This window comes from Lentzea sp. CA-135723 (assembly GCF_050936595.1).
Lineage (GTDB): Bacteria > Actinomycetota > Actinomycetes > Mycobacteriales > Pseudonocardiaceae > Lentzea.
Genome location: NZ_JBNJMK010000001.1, coordinates 2,141,630 through 2,167,922 on the forward strand (window position 1 = coordinate 2,141,630; position 26,293 = coordinate 2,167,922).

Consider the following 26,293-nt stretch of genomic DNA (forward strand, 5'->3'; position numbering starts at 1 on the left):
CGTTTTCAATGACTCACCGCAACCGGATCTCGTTCCGGTCCTCCGATGTCTGCAGCTCAACGCCCTGATCAGTGCTGTTGAGGCATGTTGGAGTGTGAGTGAATATGTGAGTGTTTCTGTCCGGTTGCCGCGAAGTGGACAGGAACGATCAAGCCGACTCGGCGGCGTGCTTCAGCCGTTGCAGGGTCGCCTCGATGTTGCGCTGGTTCGTCACGGCGCGGTCCCGCACTCCGGTGGCCAGCTGGGTGATCGGCACGTACCAGCCGGGCCTGCGGTCCCAGGTCGACTCGGTGACGCGGCACCCCTCGGGCGTCTCCTCGATGTCGTACTGCCAGCGCGACACCGCGAGCCCCAGCGACCTCACCTCGAACGCGAACCGCGTCTCCGTGCAGTCGGTGACGGTGGACGTGGTGGGCCAGACCCGCCAGCCGCGCCGGTTGACGCCGCGGAACCGGGCGCCGACCTGCGGACCCGGTGCGTTCAGCCAGCGGCCGCCGGAGTACTCCTCGGCGCACCGGCCGAGCTCGCGCAGCGAGCTGACCAGCTCGAACACCCGCTGCGGCGGGGCGGCGACATCGATGTGCGCGGAGGCGTCCGGCGTCATGAAGCCGAACTTACTACCGGTAGGTAACTCTGGGCTAGAGCTGCCGGATCGGTTCACCCGCGAGGAAGGCGTGGATGTTCTCCACGGCCTCGGTGAAGTAGGTGCGGTAGTTGGCCTCGGTGACGTAGCCGAGGTGCGGGGTGGCGAGGACGGTGGGCAACGCGCGCAGCTCGTCGGTCAGCGGGAGCGGCTCCACCTCGAAGACGTCGAGGCCCGCGCCGGCGATGCGGCCGGTCCGCAGCGCCTCCAGCAACGCATCCGGGTCGACGATCGCCGCGCGGGAGGTGTTGACCAGGAACGACGTGGGCTTCAGGCAGGCCAGCGCGGCCGCGTCGACCAGGCCGCGGGTGCGGTCGCTCAGCACGACGTGGATGGACGCGAAGTCGCTCTGCGCCAGCAGGTCGTGCAGGCCCGACGCGAGCCGCACGCCCTCGGGTTCGACTTTCTCGAGGGTCAGGTTCTGGCTCCACGCCACCATGTCCATGCCGAACGCCCGGCCCACGCGGGCGACGGCACGGCCGATGTGGCCGAAGCCGAGCAGGCCCAGCGTGCGACCGGCGAGGTCGGTGCCGACCGTGCTCTGCCACGGGCCACCGGCGTGGAAGGCTGCGTTCTCGGCCGCGACGTGCCGGGCGAGGCCGAGGAGCAACGCCCAGGTCAGCTCGGCCGGCGGGGTCTTGGCGCTGCCGGTGCCGCAGACGGTGACGCCCGCGGCGCGGGCCGCGTCCAGGTCGATCGCGGCGTTGCGCATGCCGCTGGTGATCAGCAGCTTCAACCGGGGCAGCCGCGCGATCAGCGCCGCGTCGAAGGGCGTGCGTTCGCGCATGATCACGACGCACTCGGCATCGGCCAGCGCGGCCGCGGGATCAGCCAGGTGCTCGCGCTGCACCGTCACGTCGAGGCCTGACCAGTCGGCGTTCGCGAGCGCCACGCCCTGGTAGTCGTCGAGCACCACACACCGCATGGCCTGATCATGTCAGAGTAGGCACATGGGAGCCTTCCACCTGGCACAGGCCAACATCTCGACCGGGCGGTGGGCGTTCGACCACTGGAGGATGCGCGGGTTCGCGAGCCGGGTGGACGCGATCAACGACCTCGCTGTCGAGGCGCCGGGGTTCGTGTGGCGGCCGACCTCGGAGCGGATGATGAACGACCTGCTGCGGCTGGGACGCGACCCGATGCGGGAGGCCTACAACCTGAGCGTGTGGGAGTCGGTGGAGTCGTTGTGGGCGTTCGCGTTCGGCGGCGTCCACCTCGAGGCGGTGAAGCGCACCGAGCAGTGGTTCGAGCCGGGGAGCGCGCTCGACGTCATGTGGTGGATCCCCGCCGGGCACCGGCCGACGACCGAGGAAGGCCTGGCGAAGTTGGAGCTGGTTCACGCGGAGGGCCCGACGCCGGAGGGGTTCACCTTCCGGCGCCGGTTCCCGTGTCCTAGCAGTTAGGGCGGGTCTGCCTGCCGGCGAAGCGGTCGCCCAGCCAGTTCATGGCGTTCGTGCCCCACGCGCTGACGGCGGTGACGTGCCCGAGCAGCGGCAGCGGCGTCCACTGCACGTCGGCGCCGAGCGAGCACCACTGCGAGCGCAGCTTCTGCCCGACGCCGAACGGGATCAGCTCGTCGAGCGTGCCGTGGTAGAGGTAGACGGGCGCGGCGGGCTTGACCGAGCCGAGCGTGTTCTCCTTCAACCTCTTCTGCCACAACGGGTTCTGGATGACGTCCGGCGTGGTGGTGAGCGAGTTCAGCCGCGTGAACGGCGCCACCAACGCGATCTCGGCGACGCACGCCGCACGGATCCGGTCGATCACCTGCTTGCCCCGCGCGTTCAGCACGTCCGACAGCGGCAGCTCCGGGTAGGCGGCGGCGTAGCCCGCGGCGGCAGCGAACACCAGACCCGAGCCGGCGTTGCCGTCGTTGAACTTCGCGACCGCGTTCAGGTCGGCCGGTACTCCCCCGGCCGCGACGCCGACGACGTTCAGCTCCGGCGCATAGGACTTCCACTGCTCGGCGGCGGACGACGCGGCCTGACCTCCCTGCGAGTAGCCGAAAACGCCGACCGGCGCGTCAGCGGACAGACCGGAAACGCCACTCGCCGCCCGCGCCACGTCGAGCAGCGCGCGTCCCTCCGAACGCGACACCGCGTACGTGTGATCCCCAGGCGTGCCAAGGCCTTCGTAGTCGGTCACGGCGACCGCCCACCCCTTGAGCATCGCCTGCGCGAGGAACGCGATCTCGACCTCGGTCCCGCCCTGCAGCTGCCGCGACGGCGCGCACTGGTCGCCCATGCCCTGCGTACCCATCGCGTACGCCACGATCGGCCGCGGCCCGTTGTTCCACGGCAACGGCGACACGAGCACCATGCCCGACACGACCGTGCTCCCGCCCGTGGCTGTCGTCGAGCGGTACCGGATGTCGTAGGCCTTCACCGGCGCCGGGAGCAGCCTGAGCGGTTCCGGGTGCCACGCCACCTCCCTGCTGCTGACCAACTCACCCGGCGCGGCCGCGGAAGCGGGTGTGACCAGGGTGAATAACAGGAGGACGGCGGCGAGCACGGCGCGGAGCTGCATCGTTGGACCCCTTTGTGGTAACCGGCGTTACCGCAATGTAGGGCTGAACGCAGCAGCGGAGCAATAGGCTGTTCGGCTTGATGGATTCACGTTCGGGTGGCGCGGGGAGTCACGCGATCCCCTGGGCGAACGCGAACACCCGGTCCGGGTCGTACTTCCGCACCACCTCGCGAAGCCGGGTCAGCGACGAGCCGTAGTACGCCTGCGCCCAGTTCGGCATCTGCGGGTCGAGGTAGTTCACGTACCCGTTGGCGCCGAACATCTTCCCGAGCTCGTCGCGCGCCACACCCATGGCCCGCCGCGCGTTCGCCTCCCCCGCGGCCAGCGTGCACTCCACCTGGATGCTCGCCAGCGCCGTGCGGTGCGGGAACGCGGAAGCGGGCCCACGCGCCACCGCACCGCCCAGGGCGTCGATCATGTTGTACGAGTTGGGCGTGCTCTTGAAGATGTCGGCGAGCTGCTGCGGGTCGCTGATCGGCTTGGTCAGCATGCGCGACGTGGCCACGTAGCTGCCGCGCGACTGCGAGCCCCCGCCGCCGTTCCAGCTCGGCCTGCACGAGCCGTCGTTCACCCGGCACCACGCGAACCGTTCCATCGCCGACAGGAAGCTCTGCTCGGTCTCCCGCCGCGAGGACGGCTGCGAGCCGACCCGGCGCACCAGGTCGTCGAGCAGCGGTTTGAGCTGGGTGGGCGAGCCGACGAAACAGCCGCCGACCTCGACGTGCGGGTTCGCGCCGCTGCCCACGCCAACGGTCGAGGTCACCGCATCCGGCGCCTTGCCCTGCCAGTCCGGCCACACGCTCAGCAACGACGGCAGCGCGGCCGAGGGGAACTGGAGCGTGAACGTCGTCAGGTTGCGCGCGGGCTCGGTGCGGAACACGAACGACGTGACGATGCCGAAGTTCCCGCCACCACCGCCGCGCAACGCCCAGAACAGGTCAGCGTTCTCGGCAGCCGACACGGTGCGATGAACCCCGTCCGGCGTCACGATCCGCGCACTGACCAGCCGGTCGCAGGTGAGCCCGAACGCCCGCGCGGTCACCCCGATGCCGCCGCCCAACGTCAACCCTGAGATGCCCACGGTCGCGCACGTGCCGGCCGGCATCATCCGCCCGGCGCCGGCCAGCGCGATGTAGAGGTCCATCAGCAGCACGCCCGCGCCGACCTCGACCGTGCCGTCCGCGCGCACGTCGATCCTGTTGAGTCCGCGCACGTCCACGACCAGCGCGCCGTCCGCCGTGGAGTAGCCGGGATAGCTGTGTCCGCCGCACCGTGCGGTGATGCGGGTCCGGTCGGCACGCGCGATCTCGATGCAGCGCTGGACGTCCGCCGGCGACACGACGCGGGCGATCGCGCTCGGGCGTTGGGCGTCGTAGTGCGTGAAGTAGCCGAGCTTGGCGTCTCTGTAGGCGGCGTCGCCGGGCCTGATCAGCTGGACGTCCATTGTGGACTTTCCGACTACTGCCGACACAGCTCCGAGCGCGGCCGTTTGCAGAAGTGCCCTGCGACGCAACATCCCACGAACGTAGGAGTCGGACAAACCGGGGCACAACGGATCAAGCGACCGGGACGAAGACCGGCTACGGGTTCACAGCCAGGAACAGGAACGCCGCCAGCAGAAGCAGGTGCACGCCACCCTGCAGACGCGTCGCCCGGCCCGGCACGATCGTCAGGACGCTGACCAGCACCGTCAGCAGCAGCAGGATCATCTGCATCGGCCCGAGCCCGAGCATCAACGGCCCGTCCAGCCAGATCGTCGCCAGCGCGATGGTCGGGATGGTGAGGCCGATGGACGCGATCGCCGACCCGTAGCCGAGGTTGATGCTGGTCTGGATCCGGTCGCGCAACGCGGCCCGCGCGGCGGCGATGGTCTCCGGCAGCAGGACGAGCAACGCGATCACGACGCCGACGAACGACTGCGGGAACCCCGCCGCGCGCACGCCCGCCTCGATCGCGGGCGACTCGATCTTGGCCAGGCCGACCACCGCGATCAGGGCGACGAGCAGGAACGCGAGCGAGGTCAGCGCGGCCTTGCCGGTCGGCGCCTCGGCGTGCTCGTCGGCCTCGATCACGCCGTCCTCGTCGACGGGGAGGAAGAAGTCGCGGTGCCGGACGGTCTGGGTGAACACGAACATCGCGTACAGGCCCAGCGACGCGAACGCCGCGAACGCGAGCTGCGGGCCGGAGAACTCCGGGCCGGGCGTCGAGGTGGTGAACGTCGGCAGCACCAGGGTGAGCGTGGCGAGGGTGATCACGGTGGCGAGCGCGCCGCCGCTACCCTCCGCGTTGAACAGGATCGTGTGGTGCTTCAGCGCGCCGAGCAGCAGCGCGATGCCGACGATGCCGTTCGTGGTGATCATGACCGCGGCGAACACGGTGTCGCGGGCCAGTGACGACGCCTCGGGGCCGCCGGACACCATCAACGTGACGATCAGGGCCACCTCGATGATCGTCACCGCGACCGCGAGGACCAGGGAGCCGAAGGGTTCGCCGACCCGCAGCGCGACCACCTCCGCGTGGTGCACGGCGGCGAGCACGGTCGCGGCGAGGACGACGGCGACGAGCGCGACGAGCACGCCCCCGAGGTCACGTCCCCAGAAGAGGGCGAGCAGGAGCACGCCGGCGATCGGGGTGATGGTCGTCCAGTGGAGCAGCGGGAAGCGCGGGGCGGCGGCCATGATCACACCTTCGCATACCGGACTGGCCTTCCGCCATTCGGCGCAGCAGTGATTTCGGCCGCAAGAAAATGTGGAGCGGAGCGCCCCTGCCGCGCCCCGCCCCACATTTCTTTTTGGTGCCGTGTTCGATCGTCAGAAATCGAAGAGGGCACCCGTGTGCGCCACCATCACGCACGAGTTCGGGTAGGTGTGCACCTCGTTCACGGGCTGGCCGCGCCAGAACCCGAACATCGCGACCTCGACGGGCGCGTAGTGGAAGGTGCACGCCCGGTCGTCCGCCCGCATGGTCGCGAGCTGCACACCGGCGGAGGCGAGCGTCGCGCAGGCGAGGGCCCTGCGCGGGTGCTGGTCACCTCGTTCGCAGGTCAGGACGGTGGCCTTGAAGGCGTTGCCGTCGAACTCGGAGTACTGGGCGGTCAGCACCAGAGCGGTGGTCCCGCGTGCCGCTGGAGCGGCCTGGGCGGTGCCGGCGAAGGCGAAAAGCGACACGAACAGAGCAACGAACGCACAAATGCGGCCGGACATGAAAGCGGTCCTCCTGAGACCTCACAAAAACGGGCCGGTTCTCGGCCGCCGCAGATGTTGCCACCCGGAATCACCGCCGCGAAAGGGGCCAGGAACTGTTCACCGATCACATTCACCCACTGCATCGAAAGTATGGTTGGGCCGAACGGATGTGTCGCTCGCCACGTTCACCGGGACGCAGCCGCCGACGGACTGTTACGGGTTGCTGACAGACCACCGCGGCAAACGACGTATTATCCGATTCATGTCCAAGACCTCCAGACGCGTCGTGTTCGGCGTGCTGCTGATCGTCACACTCGTGGTTTCCGCCGGCGGCGCGCTGGGTTACCTGGGCAGATTGACGCTCGTGTTCGACCGCCATCCGGGAAAGCCGCTCGCGATCTACGAAGAAGTGCCGGGCCCGAAGGACGGACCGAACTGCGCGATCGACGCGCGCTACTTCGACGAGAAGCCGGAAGGCCTCCGGCCCGAGGTGCTCCAGGCATGGCTGAAGCTCCGCCAGAAGGCCTCTGAGCAGGGCGTCACGCTCTGCCTGAACGACGGCAAGCGCAGCCGTGCGCAGCAGCAGGCGGAGTTCGACGAGGCGGTCAAGAAGTTCGGCACCGAAGAATTGGCGTCGAAGTACGTGCTGAACCCGCCCGACCGTTCCATGCACGTGATCGGAATCGCGGTCGACGTTCAGCCGGTCGAATCCGCCCAATGGGTCGAGAAAAACGGCAACACCCTCGGCTGGTGCCGCCGTTACGAAAACGAGCAGTGGCATTTCGAGTACAACGCCGACTACCCCGGGACGGGTTGCCCCGCCCTCCTCCCCAGTGCGACGGGAAGCTGAACCCCCGCGCAAAGGTCTAGACGCCTGACGTGCGGGCGAGGTTGCGCGGACGTAATCTGACAAGCCCAGTTACCAGATCGGAGCGCCCCCGGTGGCCCGTGCCTACGGCGGAATCTCACCCGAGCAGCGCAGGGCGGAACGCCGGGCGAAGCTGCTGCAGGCGGGCCTCCAGCTGTTCACGAGCGCCGGGTTCACCGCGACCAGGATCTCCGAGCTGTGCACCGAGGCGGGCGTCTCCACGCGCAACTTCTACGAGGAGTTCGCCTCCAAGGAAGAACTGCTGCGCGAGCTGCACGACCTGATCAACGCCACCGCGTTCACCGAGGTCCGCACGGCGATGGCCGAACTGGCGAGCGCCGACCTGGGCACCCGGATCACGACGCTGCTGGAGGTCTTCGTCCGCAGCGTCACGGCCGACCCGCGCGCACCGCGCCTCAACTACGTCGAGGCCGTGGGCGTGAACGCGGAGATCGAGCAGCAGCACGTGCGGTGGGTGAACACCTGGGCGGAGTTCATCGAGTCGGAGGCGCTGAGAGCGGCGGCGGCGGGCGTGGCCCCTCAACGCTCCTACCGGCTCACGGCCATCGCGCTCGTCGGCGCGATCACGGGCCTGCTGCGCGAGTGGCAGGCGCACGAACCACCGCTCGCCATCGACGAGATCGCCGCCGAGATCCGCGACCTGATGCTCGCGGCGATCACGCGCAGCTAGCTCCCGAGGGTCGCCGGCAGTTCACGCGGGATCCCCCAGTTCGCCCGGCGTGAGGTCCGGTGTGCGCGCCCCGATCGCCGCCGGCCCGCGTCAGGTGCACAGCGTCACGGCGCTCGGCCGGCACGTGCACGTCATCGGCGGCATCCGACCGGCGTCACCGCGGTCGCGGACGTCGAGGCCTACGACACGCGTGCCGGGCCGCCCCGCTGCCGATGAACCACTGACGCACCGTTGTCCGTAATCCCCCGTGTGAGCCGTTTCGCCGTTCTCGTGCTTCTCGTGTGCCTGGGTGCCTGCTCCGCACCGCCGGAGGAGGAGACCGCCTCACCCGCCGAACCGGAGGCCGCTGCCGGTCCGGTCGTGGGGCCCACCAAGGTGTTGCCGGGAGACATCGCGAAACTGCAGGTCGAGGAGTCGCCCGCGGTCGGTGCCGTCGTCGCCGACCGCGAGCGCTACACGCTCTACTTCACCGTCCAGGACGGACCGTCCAAGCCGACCTGTCTCGAACCCGACTGCACCCTCGTGTGGCCGCCGTTGCTCGCGGCGGGCGGCAGGATCGAGGCGCCGGGAGTGGACCAGGCGCTCCTCGGCACGACGAAGCGCCCGGACGGCCTGGAGCAGGTGACCATCGCGGGCAAGCCGGTCTACCGGTACGTGGACGACGAGCAGGCGGGCGACACGACCGGCCACGGCGTGGACGACAAGTGGTTCGCGATCTCACCAAGTGGGACGAAAGCGACCAAATAGCGCGCGACTCGGCAGCGTTCCGAGCCGCGCCGCGGCCCGAAATTCCGGCGCCTCGCGCGACAGCGCGCAGTGACGCCGAGGCCACACACTGGAACCGGCAGCTCCGAAGGGTTGCCGGTTTGTCGCGTTCGGGTTACTCAACCGATTCGTTTGTACCGGAAATCCTGAAACCGGTTCCGCGCGGAACCGGTTTCAGGTATCTACTGTGAGAGCGCTCCCATAGACGCTGCCGCCGCACGAGCCCTCTCGGAGACCACATGGATCGCGACGACGTGCCCTACCTCGACGCCACGCTGCCCACCGCAGAGCGGGTCGCCGACCTCCTCGGCCGCATGACGCTGGCCGAGAAGGTGGGTCAGATGATGCAGCTGGACTCGCGGGAGGACCTGGACGACCACGTGCTGCGCAAGCACGTCGGGTCGATCCTGCACACCTCGCCGGAACGAGTGCTGCGCGCGCAAGACCTCACCACGCAGACACGCCTGCGCGTGCCGCTGCTGATCGCCGAGGACTGCATCCACGGCCACTCGTTCTACGAGGGCTCGACGATCTTCCCGACCCAGCTCGGCATGGCCGCGTCGTGGGACCCGGCGCTCGTCGAGCAGGTCGCCCGCGTCACCGCCGTCGAGGCCGCCGCGACCGGCGTGCACTGGACGTTCTCTCCGGTCCTGTGCATCTCGCGGGACCTGCGCTGGGGTCGCGTGGACGAGACGTTCGGCGAGGACCCCGTGCTGATCGGTGAGCTCGCGGCCGCGATGGTGCGCGGCTACCAGGGCGACGGCCTGGCCGACGAGACGGCGATCCTCGCGACCGCGAAGCACTTCGCCGGGTACTCGGAGACCCAGGGCGGGCGCGACGCGAGCGAGGCGGACCTGTCACGGCGCAAGCTGCGGTCGTGGTTCCTGCCGCCGTTCGAGAAGGTGGCCCGCGAGGGCTGCGCGACGTTCATGCTCGGCTACCAGACGACCGACGGCGTGCCGATCACGGTCAACTCGTGGCTGCTGGACGAGGTGCTCCGCGGCGAGTGGGGGTACCAGGGCACCCTGATCACGGACTGGGACAACGTCGGCCGCATGGTCTGGGAGCAGAAGCTGCAGCCCGACTACATGCACGCCGCCGCGGCCGCCGTGAAGGCCGGCAACGACATGATCATGACGACGCCGCAGTTCTTCGACGGCGCGCTGCAGGCCGTCGAGGAGGGGCTGCTCGCCGAGTCCGACCTGGACCGCGCGGTCACCCGCATCCTGACGCTCAAGTTCGACCTGGGGCTGTTCGAGAACCCGCGCAGGCCCGACGCCGAACGCCAGCGGGTCATGATCAACCACGACGACCACGTGGCGCTGAACCTGCAGGTCGCGCGCCGGTCGCTGGTGCTGCTGCGCAACGACGGCGTGCTGCCGTTCGCGCAGGCCAAGGGCAAGATCGCGGTCGTCGGCCCGCTCGCGGACGACGCGCAGACGCAGCTCGGCGACTGGGCCGGCTCGTCCGGCCAGGCCGACTGGCTGCCCAACGGCCATCCGCGCGAGATGATCACGACCGTCCTCGACGGACTGCGCGAGCTGTCGTCGGGCGAGGTCACCTACGCCCGCGGCGCCGACATCCTGACGCTGGAGCCGGACCCCGAGGGCGACACGTTCCCGGACGGCCAGCCGCGCCCGAAGATCGTGCAGGCCTGCGCGCCGGACGCCCAGCTGATCGCCGAGGCGGTCGCGGCGGCCGACGACGCCGACTACGTGGTCGCGGTCGTCGGTGACCAGATCGAACTGGTCGGCGAGGGCCGGTCCACCGCCACGCTCGACCTGATCGGCGGCCAGATCGCGCTGCTCGACGCGCTGGCCGAGACCGGCAAGCCGTTGATCGTGGTGCTGCTCGCGTCGAAGCCGCTGGTGCTGCCGCCGTCCGCGCGCAACGCCGCCGCGCTGCTGTGGGTCGCGAACCCCGGCATGCAGGGCGGCAGGGCGATCGCCGAGGTGCTGCACGGGCTGATCGAGCCGAGCGGGCGCCTGCCGATCTCGTTCGCGGCGCACGCCGGGCAGCAGCCGACGTACTACAACCAGATCCGCGGCCAGCACGGCACGCGGTACGCCGACCTGACGCAGGACCCGGCGTTCGTGTTCGGCGAGGGCCTGTCGTACACCACGGTCGAGTACGGCGACCTGCACGTGGAGACGGCGGTGCTGCGCCCGGACGAGACGGTGCGGGCGTCGATCACGCTCACCAACACCGGGTCGCGGCCGTCGCGCGAGACCGTGCAGGTCTACGTGAGCGACGCCGTCACGTCCGTGAGCTGGGCGGACAAGGAGCTGAAGACGTTCAGGCAGGTCGACGTCGCACCGGGTGAGACCGTGAAGGTCGACCTGGAGCTGCCGGTGTCGGACTGCACGATCGTCGACGCCGCCGGGGTGCGGGTGGTGGAGCCCGGCGAGTTCGTCCTGCTCGTGGGACCGAGCTCGAAGGACCTGCGCCGGGCCGAGTTCACCGTAAAGCCGCTGCCTTGAAGGGGCCGGGCGTGATCGTGAGGTAGCGGGGAGGGATCTCCACCGCCTTCGTGATCGCCTTCCGGACCGCCGGGACGAGGTCCGCGTCGACCAGTGCGACAGCGGGCCTGCCCGGTGGGTCGATCAGCATGCTCGCGCCGCGTGCGCCTGCCTGCAACGCGGCCTCGACCACCGCGTCCTGCTCGGGATCCGGGCGCTGGGCGCGGTGGTAGGCCGTGAGCTCAGCCCCGAGGTCGCGCGACCCCGGGGTGTACGGCTGTTCAGCCTGCGGTTCGTCCCGGCGGATGCGCGTGTCGACGACCAGCAGCCGTTGGCCGGGCAGGTCGAGCACCTCGGTCTCCTGCTCGTGCGGCTCGCCCGCCAGATCGCTCAGGGCCAGCGCGACGGCGGTGCGCAGGGCCTCCGCCGCCGACAGGCCACTCCCCTTCGGCAGGTCCACGCTGCACATCAGCGCGGCACCACCGGTGGGTTCGACGCCCTGGGCCCAGGGCGGGACGTCGTCGGACGGCAGCAGCGCGCGTTCGGTCGGCCGGTTCACCGACACCAGTTCCAGCAGGCCGTCGTCGCGCCGGTCCCCCGCCACGATCGCGCCCCACTTCGCCGGAACCTTGATCGCCCCGCCCAGCAGGTTCAGCACGCCCGGCGCGTACCAGACGCCCTGCGCCGGCCTGCCGAACGTGCGCCGGAACGCGTGCGGCACGAGCCTCAGCTCCGGCGCGATCTCCGGCCGGTCCGCGATGTCCGTCATGACTTCTGGGCCAGCAGGCGGTAGGCGTTGCCGTTGCCGGTGCGGGCGGCCACGAACCGGTTGACGGTCTGGTCCAGCGCCAGCGCGACGAAGAACGCCGGGATGCCGAACGTCCACACCAGGAAGCTGCGGGTCCGGCGCAGCCGCACCTTCTCCGGCCGCCACGGCGCGGGCGTGCGCGGCGCCTTGTCGCCCAGCCAGAGCAGCAACGCGAGCGTGAAGTCGTTGCAGAGGTGGGCTTCCTTGCGTTCGGTGGCCACGGTGGTCAGACCGCGGTCGGCGAGCGCGTGCTGGAGGTTGCCGATCGGCATCATGTGCTGGTGCTGCGGCTGGAACCACGGCATCCAGTACTGGCCGAACAACCGGCCGAGGCGCCACTCCGGGTCGGGCAGCTCGATCAGCAGGTACCCGCCCTGCGGCAGCACGTCCGCCGCGGTGTCGAGCTCCTCCCACGGATCGCGCACGTGTTCCAGGTAGTGGTGCATGCTGATCACGTCGTAGCGGCCCTTGAGCTCGGCCGCGAAGTCCTGGAAGCTGCCCCGGTAGGACTGCTCGATCCGGCCGAGCCTGGCCGCGTCCTCGATCGCCGCGCCCTGGTCGAGCCCGTCGAACTTGGTGTGCGGCAGCACTTCCTTGGCGCCCAGGCAGAAGTGCGCGTGCCCGGAGCCGACGTCCAGCCACCGTTCCGGCTTGCTGAACGGCTCCACCATGCGCGCCCGGCCGTAGTACGGGTCGGTCTTGCCGGAGAACACCGCCTCCGCCGACGTCTCGCCGAGGCCGTCGTAGAAGTCGCGGTAGTAGAAGCCGAGACCTTCGCCGGTGAGCCGCGGGTTCTGCCAGACGTGTCCACATCGGACACACCGGTCCATGGTGAACTTGCCGGGCTTGCGCTGCACCAGGTCGGAGGCCGTGACCCAGCGGCGCAGGTCGGTGCTGCCGCAGGACGGGCAGTCGGCGCGCGGCGCCTCGTGGAAGTTCTTGTCGCGGTTCTCCTCGTACCAGGGCGCGGCGGCCTTGAGGTGCTCGGCCTGGCGCTTCTCGGCGGTGGACTTCTTGCCGCCGGACGTCTTGAACCACAGGTACGGCGTGCGCAGGACGCGCGGCACCCACAGGTCGCGCGGCTGCAGGGGCGTGCCGGCGAAGACCAGGACCGGGTGCGCCCAGTAGGCCGCGAGGGCGACGAGTCCCCACTGCCAGTTGGTGATCAGCGCGCCGACGACGGTCGCGTACCCGATGACCGAGCCCGCGATCCACAACGACGGCCGCTTCCCGAGGCGCCGCAGCGTCGCCGCGCGGTACCCGAGGTCGTACGGCCCGGCCTTCAGCCCCGGCGCGACGGCGATGTCGACCTTCGCGTGCACGTGGTCCTTGACCCGCCGCACGAACGCCACGAACTCGGTGGGGTCGTCGGCGTTGATCTCCTCCGCGTACCTGTCCCGCACCAGCACGGCCTGGGACGCGCTGATCCCGCGCGCCCACTGGTCGTCGCGGTACTTACCGGGATCGACCGCGCCGAGCAGGTCGAGCGCCGCCACCGTCGGCAGGTCCCGCGGCACCAGGTCCACGAGGTCGTCATCGGTCTCCCACGAGCCCTCCGGGTGGACCCCGGTGGCGGTGAGAAGCGTGTGCTCGTTCGCACCCGGTGCGAGCACACGCAGCTTGGACGCGCGGGATCGCAGGCGCAGGACGTCCAGCAGGACGACCAGCACGACCACCACGGTGAGGATCACCCGGCCACCACCTTTTCGAGTCGGTCGGCCGCGGCTGCCGCGCCGCCCGCCGCCAGGAACGAGTCGCGCACTGCTCCGGCGGCGGCCGCGTACTCCGGCTCGTCCAGCACCGAGGTCAGTGCGCTGCTGATGTCTGCTGCCCGCGCCCGCGAGTACGTGAGCCGGACGCCCGCGCCCGCCTCGACGACCTGCGCGGCGACCGTGGGCTGGTCGTCCCGGATCGGGGCCACGACCAACGGGAGTCCGTGCGCCAGCGCCTCGCACACCGTGTTGTGGCCGCCGTGCGTGACGACGGCGTCGAGGTGCGGCATGAGCGCGAGCTGCGGGACGGACGGGAGGATGAGGACGTTGGACGGCGCGGGGCGCGGTTCGGCGACCATGACCACCTTGACCGGCAGCCCGGCGACCGCTTCCAGGGCCTGGCCGAGGAAACGCTCACCGGCGGGGCCGTTGAGGGTGCCGAGGGACACGAGCACGCAGCGCCGCCACTCCGCCGCACTTCCCAGCGCCCCAGCCCCCACCAGGTCACCCGGCGCTCCGACCAGCCAGTCCCACGGGAAGCTCCCGCGCTCCACCCGGTGCGCGAGCGCGGGCCCCACGAAGGCCACCTCGTCGCCGAACTCCCCCGCCACCAACGCCTTCGAGCTGTACACCAGCACCAGCCGGTCGGAGAACCTGACGTCCCCGCCGGCGAAGTCGTGCAACAGGTCCCGCACCCAGGCGTCGACCTTCGGCATCGTCCTCAGTGGATTCACCAGCTCCGCCGACGTGCTCGCCGACGTCACCCACGGAATCCCCGCGCTCCCGGCCACCACCGGCCCTGCCAGCGCCTGCTGGTCCGCGACCAGCACGTCCGGCCCGAACGCCCGCACCGCCGCCTCGACGCCGGGGACCATCGAGTGCCCGAGCGGGATCAGGAACTCCTCCCAGAAGAACTTGAGCACCGCCATCCCGCGCAGCGCGAGCCACCGCTCCCGCTTCGCGCGGATGTCGGCCTCCAGCTCGTCGTCGATCGCCGGGAAGATCCTCGCGTTGTCCGGCAACAGCTTCTTCAACGTGCCGGGGTGCCCGACCCACGCGACCTCGTGCCCGCGCGCCAGCAGTTCGCCGCCCACCGAGGCGGTCGGGTTGACGTGGCCGGTCAGCGGCGGCACCACGAACAGGAACCGGCTCATGACGGGAGCCAGTCGAAGAGCACGTCGAGCAGTTCGGGGGTGGCCTCGCGGAGCACCGTGTGGCCCAGCCCGGACACGATGTGCAGGCGGCACGACGGGATGCGCTCGCGGAGCTCGGCGGCGGCCCCGATCAGCTCGGACTCCGCGCCGTAGACGCCGAGCACCGGGCACCGCACCTCGGTCAGGTCGAGCTTGGCACCGGACCCGAGGTCGTCGATCAGCGTCGTGCCGTTGAGCAACGCGTTCGCGTTCACCGCGAGCTTCGCGATCTTGCGCTGCCCCAGTGCCATCAGCTGGTCCTGGGTGCGGTCGAACTCCAGGCCGAGCGCCGCGACCGTCAGCGTGTTGGTGATGTCCTCGAACCACGCGTCGCCGACCACTCCGCCGACCGCCGACTCGACCAGCACGACGCCGCCGACCCGGTCGGGCGCCTGGACGGCCGCGTGCATCGCGACGACCCCGCCGTAGCTGTTGCCCAGCAGGTAGACGGGCTCGGTCACGCCGATCTCGTCCAGCACCGCGACCAGGTCGAGCGCGCTCTCCTCCGGCGTGTACCCGGACGGCGGGCGCTCGGACAGGCCGTGACCGCGCAGGTCGAACAGCACGGTGCCGAACCCGGCCTGGGCCAGCGGCGCGGCGAGCGTGTAGTAGAAGCTCGACAGGTTGTCCATCACCAGGCCGTGCACGAACACCACGGCCGGGCCTTCTGACGGCCCGAGCCGCTGCACGTGGAACCGCAGCCCTCGGGCGTGGACGTCAGACACGGGCCGTGATGTGGTCGACGAGCCGGCCGACGGACATCGCCATGATCTCGTCGATGTCCATGTCCGCCAGGAAGGCCACGAGATCGACGCCGTAGTGGGCGTTGAGCTTGTCCGCCAGCGCGACGAACTCGATCGACTCCAGGCCCAGGTCGTCGCTGAACGTGGTGTCGCGGGTGATCTCCACGCCCAGCAGGAAGTCGGGACCGACCACCTCGGTGATCAGCTTCGCGACCTGCTGCAGCACCTCGTCCATCAGATCTCCGTTCGCACGCGGGCCGCGGCGTGCCCTCGTTCACTGGTGACTTCGACGCGCGGGACGGCGAAGGCCCCGCGCACCCGTTCGTCGGCGGTCACGGTCAGTTCCGCCGGGTAGACCGGACCCGCGCCGCGGCCCCACAGCCAGGTGCGCACGGCGTCCTTCACCGCGATCACGCGCAGCAGCCAGTCGCGTTGGGCGGGCACGTCCAGGTCTCCGTAGTGCGCCCGCTCCGCCGAGTTCAGGTAGCGGCGCATGATCAGGTCGCGGGTGGCGCTGTCGGACCAGTTCTCGGTCACCCGCAGCCACTCACCGTCGCTCGTGCAGAGCATTTCGGTGCCCGGCTTGAGCTTCACCTGCCAGATCCGGTCGTCCGTGGTGAACCGGCGGGTGGTCCAGCCGGTGATCCGGCACCACAGCACGCCGTTCACGGTCAGTTCGAGGTCGCCGACCATGGTCTGGTCGGTCAGCTCGCGGATCCACGCGGTGCAGTGCACGTCGCCGGTCGGGGCAGGGCCGTGGAACGTGACCCGCTCGATCCCGGTCGGCAGCACCGTCTGGTCGACCGTGTGGCAGACCTGCATCCAGTGGCCGATCAGCTGCCCCGCGCTGTCCAGCAACGCTCCGGGCGCGGGCAGCGGGGTCAGCACGCCCGCGATCCCGTTGTCCGCCAAGCAGTCGATCTTGGTGACGCCCGCGAACGCCGGCCCGTGGAACATCCAGTTGTCCTTGTACAGCTCACCGGCCGACACCGGCGCCTCGCGCACGCCTTCGAGCTGCCTGCCGACGCGTTCGGGCGTCTGCGGGGACATCAGCACGACGCCCTCGGCGTAGTCGCCGACCTTCACGGCGACCCGGTCGTGGCCTTCGGACCGCGCCGAGATCTTGACGGTCGTCGCGGGCAGCGCGGTGAGCCAGCGCTTGGCCCTGACCTGAGCGAACCCGTGCACCGTGCCGCCGGTGAGCCGGCGCGCGGCGTCGGCGAACACCTCCAGCAGGCCGGTCGCGGGCACGATCGGGAACCCGTCGGCGAGGTCGGGCCAGCCGGGTGCCTGCGGGAACACCGAGTGGTCGACCAGCTCCGGCATCGTTCGCAGCGAGAACTCGCGGGTGAACCCCGCCTCGTTCGGCCGTAGTGCGCCGACGACCTCGCGAGCCACGGCGTTGGTGTGCGCGAGGAGCTTGTTGACGGCCGCGGACATCGGGCTGTCGGCCGGCACGGTCTCGGTGCCCAGGACGGGCTGGGTGGCCAGCGGGTCGACCTTGATCTTCTGCGGGCCGAGCCGCAGCTTGACCTTGTGCGCCGTGCCGCGCTTGAGCCCGAACGCCCACAACGCCTCCGGCGCGATGTCGGCGTTGACGGCGATGTGCGGCCTGTCGTTCAGGGTGTCGCCGATGAACCCCGGCAGGCTGCCCTGTCCGATCTGGACGAACGCGCGGAAGCCGTTGCCGTGCAACCGTTCCAGCAACGGCCGGAACCGGACGGGCTCGACCAGGTGCCGCAGCACCAGTTCGCGGACGTCGGCGGCGGCCATCGGTTCCAGGGAGTTCGCCGACCACACCGGGATGTCCGACGTGCGCACGGGCAGGGCGTCGAGCATCTCCTTGGCGCGCCCGAGGTACGGGGCGAGCGCCGGGGTGTGGAAGCCGGTGCGGAACGGCATCAGCTGCGCCATCACGCCGTTGGCCTTCAGCGTCACCAGCACTTCTTCGAGCCGGTCGATCGGCCCGCAGACGACCGACTGGTGCGGGCAGTTGTCGTGGCTGATCGTGACGCCGTCGATCAGGTACCGCTCGGCGGTGTCGGCCGAGCACCCCAGTGCGGCGTAGGCGATGTCGACCACGGCGACCGCGCCCGGTCCGAGCGCGGAGACGAACTGGTCGATCGTCGGGTAGATGCCGCCGACGACCATCGCCGTCCACTCGCCCATGCTGTGCCCGGCGAGCGCGCCGGGCGTGATGCCGAGCGCCATGAGTTCGCGGGCCTGGGCGCGGCCGTCCTGGAGCAGGTCGACCGCGTGGTCCACGACCTCGCCGCTGAACTCGCGCTCGAAGCCGGGGAACACGAACGCGACCTGGTCGGTACTCGTCAGCAACGGCTGCGGGCTGAACCAGATGTCGTGCCGGCCGGGCCACGCCTTGCCCTGCTGGAGGACCCGTTCGGCGAGCTTGAGCTTGCGGTCGTCCGGGTTGCCGATGGCGAGCCGGAACGCCCGGTCGGCGGTGGACGTCCGGCGTTCCCGCAGAGCGCTCGCCAGCTCGTCGGCGGTGTCGGCGGCGAACGTCAGCACCGGCTTGCGCGGCTTCGCGATGGTGTGACCGTCGAGGACCGCGTGGGCGTTGATCCCGCCGAACCCGAACGCGTTGACGACCGCGCGATGCCGTCCGGTCCACTCGCGAGCACTCGTCACGGGCGTGAACCTGGTGCCGGTCAAGCTGCCGTGCGGGTGCTCGACGTGCAGGGTCGGCGGAAGAGTGTTGTGGTGCAGGGCGAGCGCGGCCTTGATCAGCCCGGCCATCCCGGCGGCGGGCATGGCGTGGCCGATCATCGACTTGACCGTGCCGATGCCGATCTCGTCGCCCTGCGCGCCGAACGCGGCGATCATCGTCCGCAGCTCGGCGGCGTCCCCGGCGGGAGTGGCGGTGCCGTGCGCCTCGATCAGACCGGGTGCCTGCTCGTGCGGATCGAGTCCGGCGCTGGCCCAGGCCCGTTGCACGGCGAGGAGCTGGCCCTCGGGGTTCGGCGTCATCATGCTGGTCGCGCGGCCGTCGCTCGCGGAGCCGATGCCGCGGATGACGGCGTAGACGCGTTCGTCGCGGACGTCTTCGAGGCGCTTGAGCACGACCATGCCGACGCCCTCGGACAGCAGCGTGCCGTCGGCGTTCGCGTCGAACGGCCGGATGCGTTCGGTCGGGCTCAACGCCCTGAGCTGCGTGAACACACTCCACAGCGTGGGGTGGTGGCAGACGTGGACGGCACCCGCGAGCATGGCGTCCGCGCGGCCCTCCTGGAGCTCGCGGACGGCGTGCTCGACGGCGACCAGGCCGGACGCGCAGGCCGCGTCGACGGTGTAGGCGGTGCCCTTGAGGTCGAACCGGTTGGCGATGCGGGACGCGGCGAGGTTCGGCACGAGCCCGATCGACGACTCGGGCTGCTCCGGCCCGAACCGCTCCCGGATGGCCTGCCGGACCGTGTCGATCTCGGCACCGCCGAGGTGCGGGAACAGGTCCTTGACGACGGACACGACCTCGTCGGCGAGCCGGACCCGCTGGTCGAGCCGCTCACAGCCGGGCGTGAGGTAGCCGCCGCGCCCGACGACCACGCCGACGCGGTCCCGTGCCGGCAGGATCGACTCCCCACCCGCGTCCGCGATGGCCTCGGCGGCCGTGGCGAGGGCGAGCAGCTGGTCGGGTTCCGCGCCGTCCACAGTGGACGGCATGATGCCGAACCTGGTGGGGTCGAACTCGGCGAGGTCGTCGACGAACCCGCCCCGCCGGCAGTAGAACCGGTCGCCGGAGCGGCTGTCCTGGTCGTAGTAGGTGGCCGGGTCCCAGCGGCCGGCCGGGATCTGCCCGATCGCGTCGACGCCGCCGGCGATGTTGCGCCAGAAGGCCGCCGCGTCCGGGGCGCCGGGGAAGACGGCGCCGATCCCGACGATCGCTATGCCTCCCATCGGTAGACCACCTGCACGTCCTGGCCGGTCGCGATCTCGTTCAGCAGCGCGGTGACGCCCTGCTCCGGTTCGATCAACGGGATGCCACGCCGTGCGTACTCGTCGGCGAGCCCGACGGCCATGCCCGCACCGGCCCAGGGACCCCAGTCGACGGCGACGACCCGCCGTTGGGTGCCCCAGAACCGAGCCATCCGGTCGAGCGCGTCGTTGGCGGCCGAGTAGTCGGCCTGGCCGCGGTTGCCGAACACCCCGCTGACGCTGCCGAACAGCACCAGGAAGCCGTCGGTGAACGCCTTGGCGCCGCCCACCTTCGTCGCCCAGACCCGGTCGAACGACTCCTGGGTCTTGGCCTCGATCAGCTTGTCGTCCAGCACGCCCGCGCCGTGGACGACGCCGTCGAGCCGGCCGAACCTCGCCTTGATGTCCTCGACCACCCGGCTGACGGCGTCGGCGTCGGTGACGTCGCACTCGTGGTAGCGCACGGAGGAAGCCTTGTCGCGCAACCGTTCCATGGTGGCGCGGACCTCGCGCTCGGCGAGGACCTTGCGCGCCCTGGCCGGGACGCCGGTCTTCTCCCCCAGCTCGAACAACGCCTTCACCAGCTCGGGCTCGGTGGTGGCGTGGCTCAGCCGGTGGTCCTCGGCGGCGATCGGCGTGCGGCCGATCAGCTCGACGTGGCACCCGGTCCGCTCGGCGAGCGCGGTCGCGGCCAGTGCCGTGATGCCGCGGGCGCCGCCGGTCAGCAGCACGACGCTGTCGGCGTCGAGGCCGAGTTCTCCCCGCGGGAGCTCGGTTTCGACGGCCTCGATCACCTGGCGGCGACCCGCCGTGCAGCCGACGACGGCCGGGCCGGGCCCGATCTCGGCGAGCAGCGCGGTGGCGATGTCGCGGTGGCTCTCCTTGGGGTTGACGTCGACCGAGCGCACGACGAGGTCCGGGTACTCCAGCGCGGCCGTGCGGATCAGGCCGTGCAGGCCGATGTCCGCGGGCAGCTCGTCGGGCTGGTGGTCGAAGCCGAACGTGCCGCCGCCGGTGGTCACCACGACGAGCGCGACGCCGTTCGTCACGCACGCCTTGACCTCGCTGAACGCCTCCGGCAGCCGTGCCTGGAGCCGCACGACGACGTCGACGCCGCTCAGGTCGGCGGGGAAGGCGGGCTCGATGCGCGGGACGGCCTCGTGGCGTTCGAGGAGGTCGGCGAGCTCGAGGCCGATGCCGTTGTCGTCGATGATCAGCACCGACTTGCCGGCGAGATCGGCGGGGGTGGCGGGGTCGGTCAGGACGACCTGGGGCACCAGCCGCACCAACCGGCCGGGACGCGGGAGCGGCGTCAGGTGCTGCCCGGCTGGAGACGCTTCGATCTCGGCGGGGGCAGCGGTGGTGAGCGGCGGTGTTGGGAGCGCGGGCGTTTCGCCGAACCAGCCCACGATGCCGTCGATCGTCTTCAGCTGCGCCAGCTCGTCGATCTCCCCCGCCGCGCCGAGTTCCTGGGCCAGCTCGCCCACGATCTCCGCTCGTTTGATCGAGTCGATCGACAGGTCGGCTTCCAGGTCCAGCCCCGGCTGCAACATCTCCACCGGGTAGCCCGTCCGCGTGCTGATCGTCCTCAGCACCACGGCCCGCACGTCCTTGCCCGGTGCGGCGACCGGAGCCGCCGCGCCGAACCAGCCGACGATCCCCTCGATCGTCTTGAGCTGCGCCAGTTCGTCGATCGATCCGGCCGCACCCAGCTCGGCGACCAGCTCGCCGACGATCTCGGTGCGCTTGATCGAGTCGATCGAGAGGTCGGCTTCGAGGTCCAGGCCGGGCTGCAGCATCTCGACCGGGTAGCCGGTGCGGGTGCTGATCGTCCGCAGCACGACAGCGCCGACGTCTTCCTGGGGCTTGGGGACCTCCGCGACCACGACGGGCTGCTGGTCGATCACCTGCCGAGGTGCCGGCACCTCGGCGGGCGCGGTGCCGAGGTAGCTCAGCAGGACGTCGCGCTGGGCGCTGACCGCGTCCCGCATGCCGTCGAGGAACTTCTCGATGATCTCGTCACGTCCCAGGCCCGAACCCACCTTCAGGGTCGGGAACTCGGTCGCGGGCCGCAGCCCGCCGGGCAGTGCGTTGCCGTTCGCGTCCCGCACGAGACCTCCATCGACGTACCAGCCCGGCCGTGGCGGCACGGCCGTGGCGGGTTCGGCCCTGTCCTCGAACAGCGGCGCGGTGTCCACCTCGACACCGGCGACCGCGAGTGCGGCGAGCGTGCGCAGGAACGTCACGTGGTCGTCGCAGCGCAACGCCTGGTGCGGCCGGTCGCCGAGGGTCCTGCCGACCAGCGACGTGAGGACGCCGCCGGGTCCGGCCTCGACGAAGATCCGCGCGCCCGCCTCGTACATCGACTCGATCTGGTCCACGAACCGGACGCGGCCCGCGAGCTGCGCGGACAGTCTGTCGCGGACGTCGGTGTGCGGCTCGGCGGACACGTTCGACCACACCGGGAACCGCGGCTCGCCGGTCTCGACCTCGTCGAGCTTCAGGGCGAACCGGTCGCGCGCGCCGGCCATCAACGGGCTGTGGAACGCGGCCGCGACCGGGATGTTCTTGACGGTCAGCCCGGCGTCCCGGAGCCGGTCGGCCGCGCGGTGCACGGCCTCGGTCGGGCCGGAGATCACGACCTGGTCGGGCGAGTTGTGGTTGGCGACCACGACGTCGTTGGGCAGCAACGCTTCCACGGCGTCGACCGAGGCCGTCACCGCCGCCATCGTGCCGGGATCGTCGCCGACCGCGTCCAGCATCGCTTCAGCCCGTGCGGCGCTGAGTTTCAGCAGGTCCTGAGCGTCGAAGACACCGGCCGCCGACAGCGCCACCAGTTCGCCGTAGCTGTGGCCACCGGCCAGATCCGGCCGCACGCCGACCGAGTCGAGCAGCGAGGTGACCATCAGTCCGGCGATGCCGAGCGTCGGCTGGGCGTTGCGCGTGTCGGTGATCTCGGCGCGCTGCCGGGCCACGTCGTCGGCGGTCAACGCGGCCGGCGGGTACATCACCTGCTCGTGCCGCGCGTCGAGGAAGTCCTGCAGGCGTGGGAAAGCCGTGACGAGGTCGAGCAGCATGCCCGGCCGCTGGCTGCCCTGACCGGGGTACAGGAACGCGACCTGCGGCCGTTCGCCGGTCCTGAGCGACACGAGATCCGACGCGCGCCAGGCCTCGACGTCTGCCAGGGCTTTCCGCACCGCGTCGTGATCGCTGACCACGAACGCGGCCTGGACGGTTCCGCTGCCACAGGCCGCTGCCAGCTCTCGCAACGGCGTGCGGTCGTCGACCAGTGCCTTGAGGCGAGCCGCTTCCCGTTGTGCGGCAGCCTGGTCGTCGCCGCGGACCAGGAAGAGTTCGGCGGGCCAGGCGGTCAGGCCGTGCCGGGGTTCGTCGGCGCCGGTGTAGCCCGCGATGACGGTGTGGAAGTTCGTGCCGCCGAACCCGAACGCGCTGACGCCCGCGATCCTCCGGGAGCTCGCCCAGGTGCGGTGGCCGAACGCGAACGGGCTGGTGGCCGCGTCCCAGAAGGCGTTGGGCTGCTTGACGTGCAGCGTGCCGGGGCGGATGCCGGTGTGCACGGCCAGCGACGCCTTGATCACGCCCGCGAGCCCGGCGGCGCACTTGGTGTGGCCGATCTGCGACTTGACCGAGCCGATCGTGCAGGTGCCGGGTTCGACGCCGGCGAACATCTCGGTGAGCGCGGCGAGCTCGGTCTTGTCGCCGACGACGGTGCCGGTGCCGTGCGCCTCGACCAGGCCGACGTCGGTGACCGGCAACCCGGCCGACGCGTAGGCCCTGGTGAGGGCGCGCTGCTGGCCTTCGGGGCGTGGTGCGGTGAGACCCCGCGACCGGCCGTCGCTCGACGCGCCGATGCCCTTGATCACCGCGTACACCCGGTCGCCGTCGCGTTCGGCGTCGGCGAGCCGCTTCAGCACCACCGCCGCGACGCCCTCGCCGAGCGCGATGCCGTCCGCGGCCGAGTCGAACGTGGCGCAGCGTCCCTTGGCGGACAAGGCTTTCACGGACGCGAACATCTCGTAGTCGTGCGCGCTGTTGTGCAGGTCGACCGCGCCGCACACGACCATGTCGCTGGTGCCGCCGACGAGCTCCTTGCAGGCCACGTCGAGCGCGGCGAGGCTGGACGCGCAGGCGGCGTCGACGGTGTAGTTCGCGCCGCCGAGGTCGAGCCGGTTCGCGACGCGGCCCGCGATCACGTTGCCGAGCACGCCGGGGAACGAGTCCTCGGTCAGCGACGGCAGGTGGTCGTCGAGGCCGCGGATGCCCAGTGCGGGCAGCGCGGTGCGGACCGTGTAGGCGTTCGCGAGGTCGGCACCGGCCTCCGCGCCGAAGATCACCGACGTGCGTTCGCGGTCGAAGACGCGGGTGGCGTACCCGGCGTCGTCGAGCGCCCGCGCGGAGACTTCGAGCGCGAGCAGCTGGGCCGGTTCGATGGAGGTCAGCGAGGCGGGCGGGATCCCGTACGCAAGCGGGTCGAACGCCGTGCGCGGGAGGAAGCCTCCCCAGCGGAACGGGCTGCCGTAGCGTTCGGGCGACCAGCGGTCCGGCGGGATCTCGGTGATGGAGTCGGTGCCCGCCAGCACGTTCGCCCAGAACTCGGCGACGTCGCGCGCGCCCGGCATGATCGCGGCCATGCCGACGATGGCGACGTCGAGCGGTCGCGTCTCGGTGGGCCGGTGTTCGGTGCCGGGGACGACGCCGGACGTGATGTCCTCGTGCAGCTTCGCGATCGTGGTGCGCTCGTGCCGCAGCGTCGCGACCTGGCCGATCATGAACATGCCCTCGCGGCGCTGCTCGTCCTCGCCGACCTCCTTGAGCACGCCGTCCTCGCGCACGAGGCCGCGGCTGGCGAGCCGGAGCCTGCCGAGGTTGAGCTGTTCGAGCTGCTCCCAGCTCTCCTGCTTCGAGAGGCCCTTGAGTTCCGCGCGTGCCTGCTCGAAGGTGTCCACATAGGACGTCTGCGCGCAACGGACGGCGTGGCCGGGCGAGGTCTCCAGCAGCGCGGTGTCCTCGCACTCCAGCGCGACCTGCTGGAACACGGGCTGGATCGCGCCGTGCTGGACCGCCTCTTCGGTGAACAGGTAGGCGGTGCCGACGAGCACGCCGACCGCCGCGCCGTTCGCCGCGATCGGCGCGGTCATGGCGTCGATCATCGCGGCCGAGCGGGCGTCGTGGATGCCACCGGCGAAGAGGGCCGTCACGCCCTTCTCCCGCCCCTTGAGCACGTCGATCTGCTGCTGCCACAACGTGAAGCTGGTGCGCGGACCCGTGTGCCCGCCGCACTCCGAGCCCTCGAAGACGAACTTGCGCGCGCCCTCGTCCAGGAACCGGCGCAGCAGCGCGGGCGACGGCACGTGCAGGAACGCCTCGATGCCGGCGTCCTCCAGCTCGCGCGCCTGCGCGGGCGTGCCACCGGCGACGATCGCGTACCTCGGTTTCACGGCCAGCACGGCCGCCATCTGCCGTGCCCTGAGCTCGGCCGGCGCGAAGCCGAGCAGACCGACGCCCCACGGCCGTTCGCCGAGCCTGGCCGCCGTCTCGTCGAGGAGTTCGCGGACGGCGTCGCCCTCCATCAGCGCGAGCGCGAGGAACGGCAGCGCGCCGCCCTCGGCCACCGCCGCGGCGAACGCGGGCTGGTCGCTGACGCGCGTCATCGGCCCCTGCGCGATGGGGTAGCGCAGGCCCGGCACCCGGTCGCAGAACGGTCCGGCCGGCCGGATGGACCGCCGCTCACCCGCCAGGGTGAGATTCTCGGTCACACCCCGCTGAATGGCCCCTACCACGCCTCCGACGGTCCCAAACGAGGTACGGTAAGAATCAGCAAAGGAACCTTCTTGACCAATTTCGAGCGTGTTTTGACGAACATGCACGCGTAACCCGTCGTTCACGACGGTGTCGGCGCCGTCCATCATCCGGACCGCGTTGACAATTTCGCCGGAAATATGTTTTCGGGCCTCCGCCACGAGCGCGAGCTGCCCTTCCAGCACCACTCCACGAGCACCGCCGGCAACCGCCGCGGCAGCCGTGTCGGGCCCGATCGACCCGGCCACCCAGACCGGCAGATCGGTCAGCGCGAGCACCTGCTGGAGCAACACGAACGCGGGCGAACCACCCACTCGGCCGCCGGACTCGGCACCCTTCGCGATCAACCCGGCAACCCCGAGCTCGATCGCCGCAACGGCCTCCGCCACCGAGGTGACCACCGCCAGCACACGACGTTCGCCCAGTTCAGCGAGGTTCGGCCGACAGCGGGCAAGATCGACCACGACCGTGTCGACCGCCTCCGGCAGAGGCACCGCCAAGGGCCCGTGCAGCCGCACCCCGAACGAGCGCGGGTGTCGTGCGGCGACGCGCGCGAGGTCAGCGGCGGCGTGGGCCCCGAGGTCGAGCACACCGAGTGCGCCCGCCCGTTCGGCGGCGACCACGAGGGCCGGGTTGGGGGCGCTGAAAGGGCTCAGGCACAGCACCCGATCTCGATCCGACAGCATGTTCACTGCGCTCACTTCCTCACCCTGCAGGGTGGGGAGAAAGGAATTCAGCTAGGGTTACTACTGACCGGTACGGTTACAGCGCGCTCACCGTACGCACAAACCGGAGGCGGCGTCGAGGGGGGTAGTGAAACTTTCTCACATACGTAACCTGACGAATGGCACCAGATGGCGGGGCGCCTTACTCCGGTTCGCGGATAGCGCGATGTGCTATGGCCCGGACAACGCTTCCGCAGCGTCCAGACGGGCAGACACCGCCCGTTCACC

General features: G+C 70.8%; 18 protein-coding genes. 5 read left to right on the forward strand and 13 right to left on the reverse strand.

Features of this window, described 5'->3' with window-relative positions; translation table 11 throughout:
* Nucleotides 1-148 precede the first annotated feature (148 nt).
* The gene (locus tag ACQEU1_RS09265; protein ID WP_433198324.1) at nucleotides 149-604 is read right to left on the reverse strand and encodes an SRPBCC family protein; all 456 of its coding nucleotides are present in this window, start codon (nucleotides 602-604) and stop codon (nucleotides 149-151) included.
* A gap of 34 nt (nucleotides 605-638) precedes the next feature.
* The gene (locus ACQEU1_RS09270; RefSeq protein WP_433198326.1) at nucleotides 639-1,568 is read right to left on the reverse strand and encodes a D-2-hydroxyacid dehydrogenase family protein; all 930 of its coding nucleotides are present in this window, start codon (nucleotides 1,566-1,568) and stop codon (nucleotides 639-641) included.
* A 25-nt stretch (nucleotides 1,569-1,593) separates the two neighbouring features.
* On the opposite strand from ACQEU1_RS09270, the gene ACQEU1_RS09275 reads away from it, so the two are divergent.
* Entirely contained in the window at nucleotides 1,594-2,046 is a 453-nt protein-coding gene (locus ACQEU1_RS09275; protein WP_433198328.1) for a DUF3291 domain-containing protein, read from the forward strand.
* Here the strand turns inward: ACQEU1_RS09275 and ACQEU1_RS09280 are convergent.
* The 4 genes from ACQEU1_RS09280 to ACQEU1_RS09295 form a co-directional block, all read right to left on the reverse strand.
* Nucleotides 2,036-3,166: a lipase family protein gene (locus tag ACQEU1_RS09280; RefSeq protein WP_433198330.1), complete on the reverse strand. Its 1,131-nt coding sequence runs from the start codon at nucleotides 3,164-3,166 to the stop codon at nucleotides 2,036-2,038. The genes ACQEU1_RS09275 and ACQEU1_RS09280 overlap by 11 nt on opposite strands.
* A 109-nt stretch (nucleotides 3,167-3,275) precedes the next feature.
* Nucleotides 3,276-4,610: an FAD-binding oxidoreductase gene (locus ACQEU1_RS09285; RefSeq protein WP_433198332.1), complete on the reverse strand. Its 1,335-nt coding sequence runs from the start codon at nucleotides 4,608-4,610 to the stop codon at nucleotides 3,276-3,278.
* Nucleotides 4,611-4,746: 136 nt separating this feature from the next.
* Nucleotides 4,747-5,844 (reverse strand): calcium:proton antiporter, encoded by a 1,098-nt coding sequence (locus ACQEU1_RS09290; protein ID WP_433198334.1) that lies wholly within the window; start codon nucleotides 5,842-5,844, stop codon nucleotides 4,747-4,749.
* A gap of 132 nt (nucleotides 5,845-5,976) precedes the next feature.
* Nucleotides 5,977-6,333 (reverse strand): SSI family serine proteinase inhibitor, encoded by a 357-nt coding sequence (locus tag ACQEU1_RS09295; RefSeq protein ID WP_433198336.1) that lies wholly within the window; start codon nucleotides 6,331-6,333, stop codon nucleotides 5,977-5,979.
* A gap of 280 nt (nucleotides 6,334-6,613) precedes the next feature.
* Here ACQEU1_RS09295 and ACQEU1_RS09300 point away from each other — a divergent pair, with 280 nt between their 5' ends.
* From ACQEU1_RS09300 to ACQEU1_RS09315, 4 genes are all read left to right on the forward strand, one after another.
* The gene (locus tag ACQEU1_RS09300) at nucleotides 6,614-7,201 is read left to right on the forward strand and encodes a D-alanyl-D-alanine carboxypeptidase family protein (protein WP_433198338.1); all 588 of its coding nucleotides are present in this window, start codon (nucleotides 6,614-6,616) and stop codon (nucleotides 7,199-7,201) included.
* A 91-nt stretch (nucleotides 7,202-7,292) separates the two neighbouring features.
* A complete protein-coding gene (locus ACQEU1_RS09305; RefSeq protein ID WP_433198340.1) occupies nucleotides 7,293-7,910 on the forward strand; it encodes a TetR/AcrR family transcriptional regulator in 618 nt (205 codons plus the stop codon).
* A gap of 249 nt (nucleotides 7,911-8,159) precedes the next feature.
* Nucleotides 8,160-8,657 (forward strand): COG4315 family predicted lipoprotein, encoded by a 498-nt coding sequence (locus tag ACQEU1_RS09310; protein ID WP_433198342.1) that lies wholly within the window; start codon nucleotides 8,160-8,162, stop codon nucleotides 8,655-8,657.
* Nucleotides 8,658-8,914: 257 nt separating this feature from the next.
* Nucleotides 8,915-11,155, forward strand: a complete 2,241-nt coding sequence (locus ACQEU1_RS09315; protein ID WP_433198344.1) for a glycoside hydrolase family 3 N-terminal domain-containing protein — start codon at nucleotides 8,915-8,917, stop codon at nucleotides 11,153-11,155.
* Here ACQEU1_RS09315 and ACQEU1_RS09320 read toward each other — a convergent pair.
* From ACQEU1_RS09320 to ACQEU1_RS09350, 7 genes are read right to left on the reverse strand one after another with little or no spacing between them, the layout of a single operon-like run.
* Entirely contained in the window at nucleotides 11,133-11,903 is a 771-nt protein-coding gene (locus ACQEU1_RS09320) for a hypothetical protein (protein WP_433198346.1), read from the reverse strand. The two genes, ACQEU1_RS09315 and ACQEU1_RS09320, sit on opposite strands and share 23 nt — an antisense overlap.
* The gene (locus ACQEU1_RS09325; protein WP_433198348.1) at nucleotides 11,900-13,633 is read right to left on the reverse strand and encodes a methyltransferase domain-containing protein; all 1,734 of its coding nucleotides are present in this window, start codon (nucleotides 13,631-13,633) and stop codon (nucleotides 11,900-11,902) included. The genes ACQEU1_RS09320 and ACQEU1_RS09325 overlap by 4 nt, the downstream gene beginning before the upstream one ends.
* Nucleotides 13,630-14,808 carry a glycosyltransferase gene (locus ACQEU1_RS09330; protein ID WP_433198350.1) on the reverse strand — a complete coding sequence of 393 codons (1,179 nt, stop codon included), beginning with the start codon at nucleotides 14,806-14,808 and terminating at the stop codon, nucleotides 13,630-13,632. The genes ACQEU1_RS09325 and ACQEU1_RS09330 overlap by 4 nt, the downstream gene beginning before the upstream one ends.
* A complete protein-coding gene (locus ACQEU1_RS09335; protein ID WP_433198352.1) occupies nucleotides 14,805-15,572 on the reverse strand; it encodes an alpha/beta fold hydrolase in 768 nt (255 codons plus the stop codon). Before ACQEU1_RS09335 ends, ACQEU1_RS09330 begins: the two co-directional genes overlap by 4 nt.
* The gene (locus tag ACQEU1_RS09340) at nucleotides 15,565-15,825 is read right to left on the reverse strand and encodes an acyl carrier protein (RefSeq protein WP_036014077.1); all 261 of its coding nucleotides are present in this window, start codon (nucleotides 15,823-15,825) and stop codon (nucleotides 15,565-15,567) included. Before ACQEU1_RS09340 ends, ACQEU1_RS09335 begins: the two co-directional genes overlap by 8 nt.
* A complete protein-coding gene (locus ACQEU1_RS09345) occupies nucleotides 15,825-19,502 on the reverse strand; it encodes a beta-ketoacyl synthase N-terminal-like domain-containing protein (RefSeq protein WP_433198355.1) in 3,678 nt (1,225 codons plus the stop codon). Before ACQEU1_RS09345 ends, ACQEU1_RS09340 begins: the two co-directional genes overlap by 1 nt.
* A complete protein-coding gene (locus ACQEU1_RS09350) occupies nucleotides 19,490-26,041 on the reverse strand; it encodes an SDR family oxidoreductase (RefSeq protein ID WP_433198357.1) in 6,552 nt (2,183 codons plus the stop codon). The genes ACQEU1_RS09345 and ACQEU1_RS09350 overlap by 13 nt, the downstream gene beginning before the upstream one ends.
* Nucleotides 26,042-26,293: the final 252 nt, after the last annotated feature.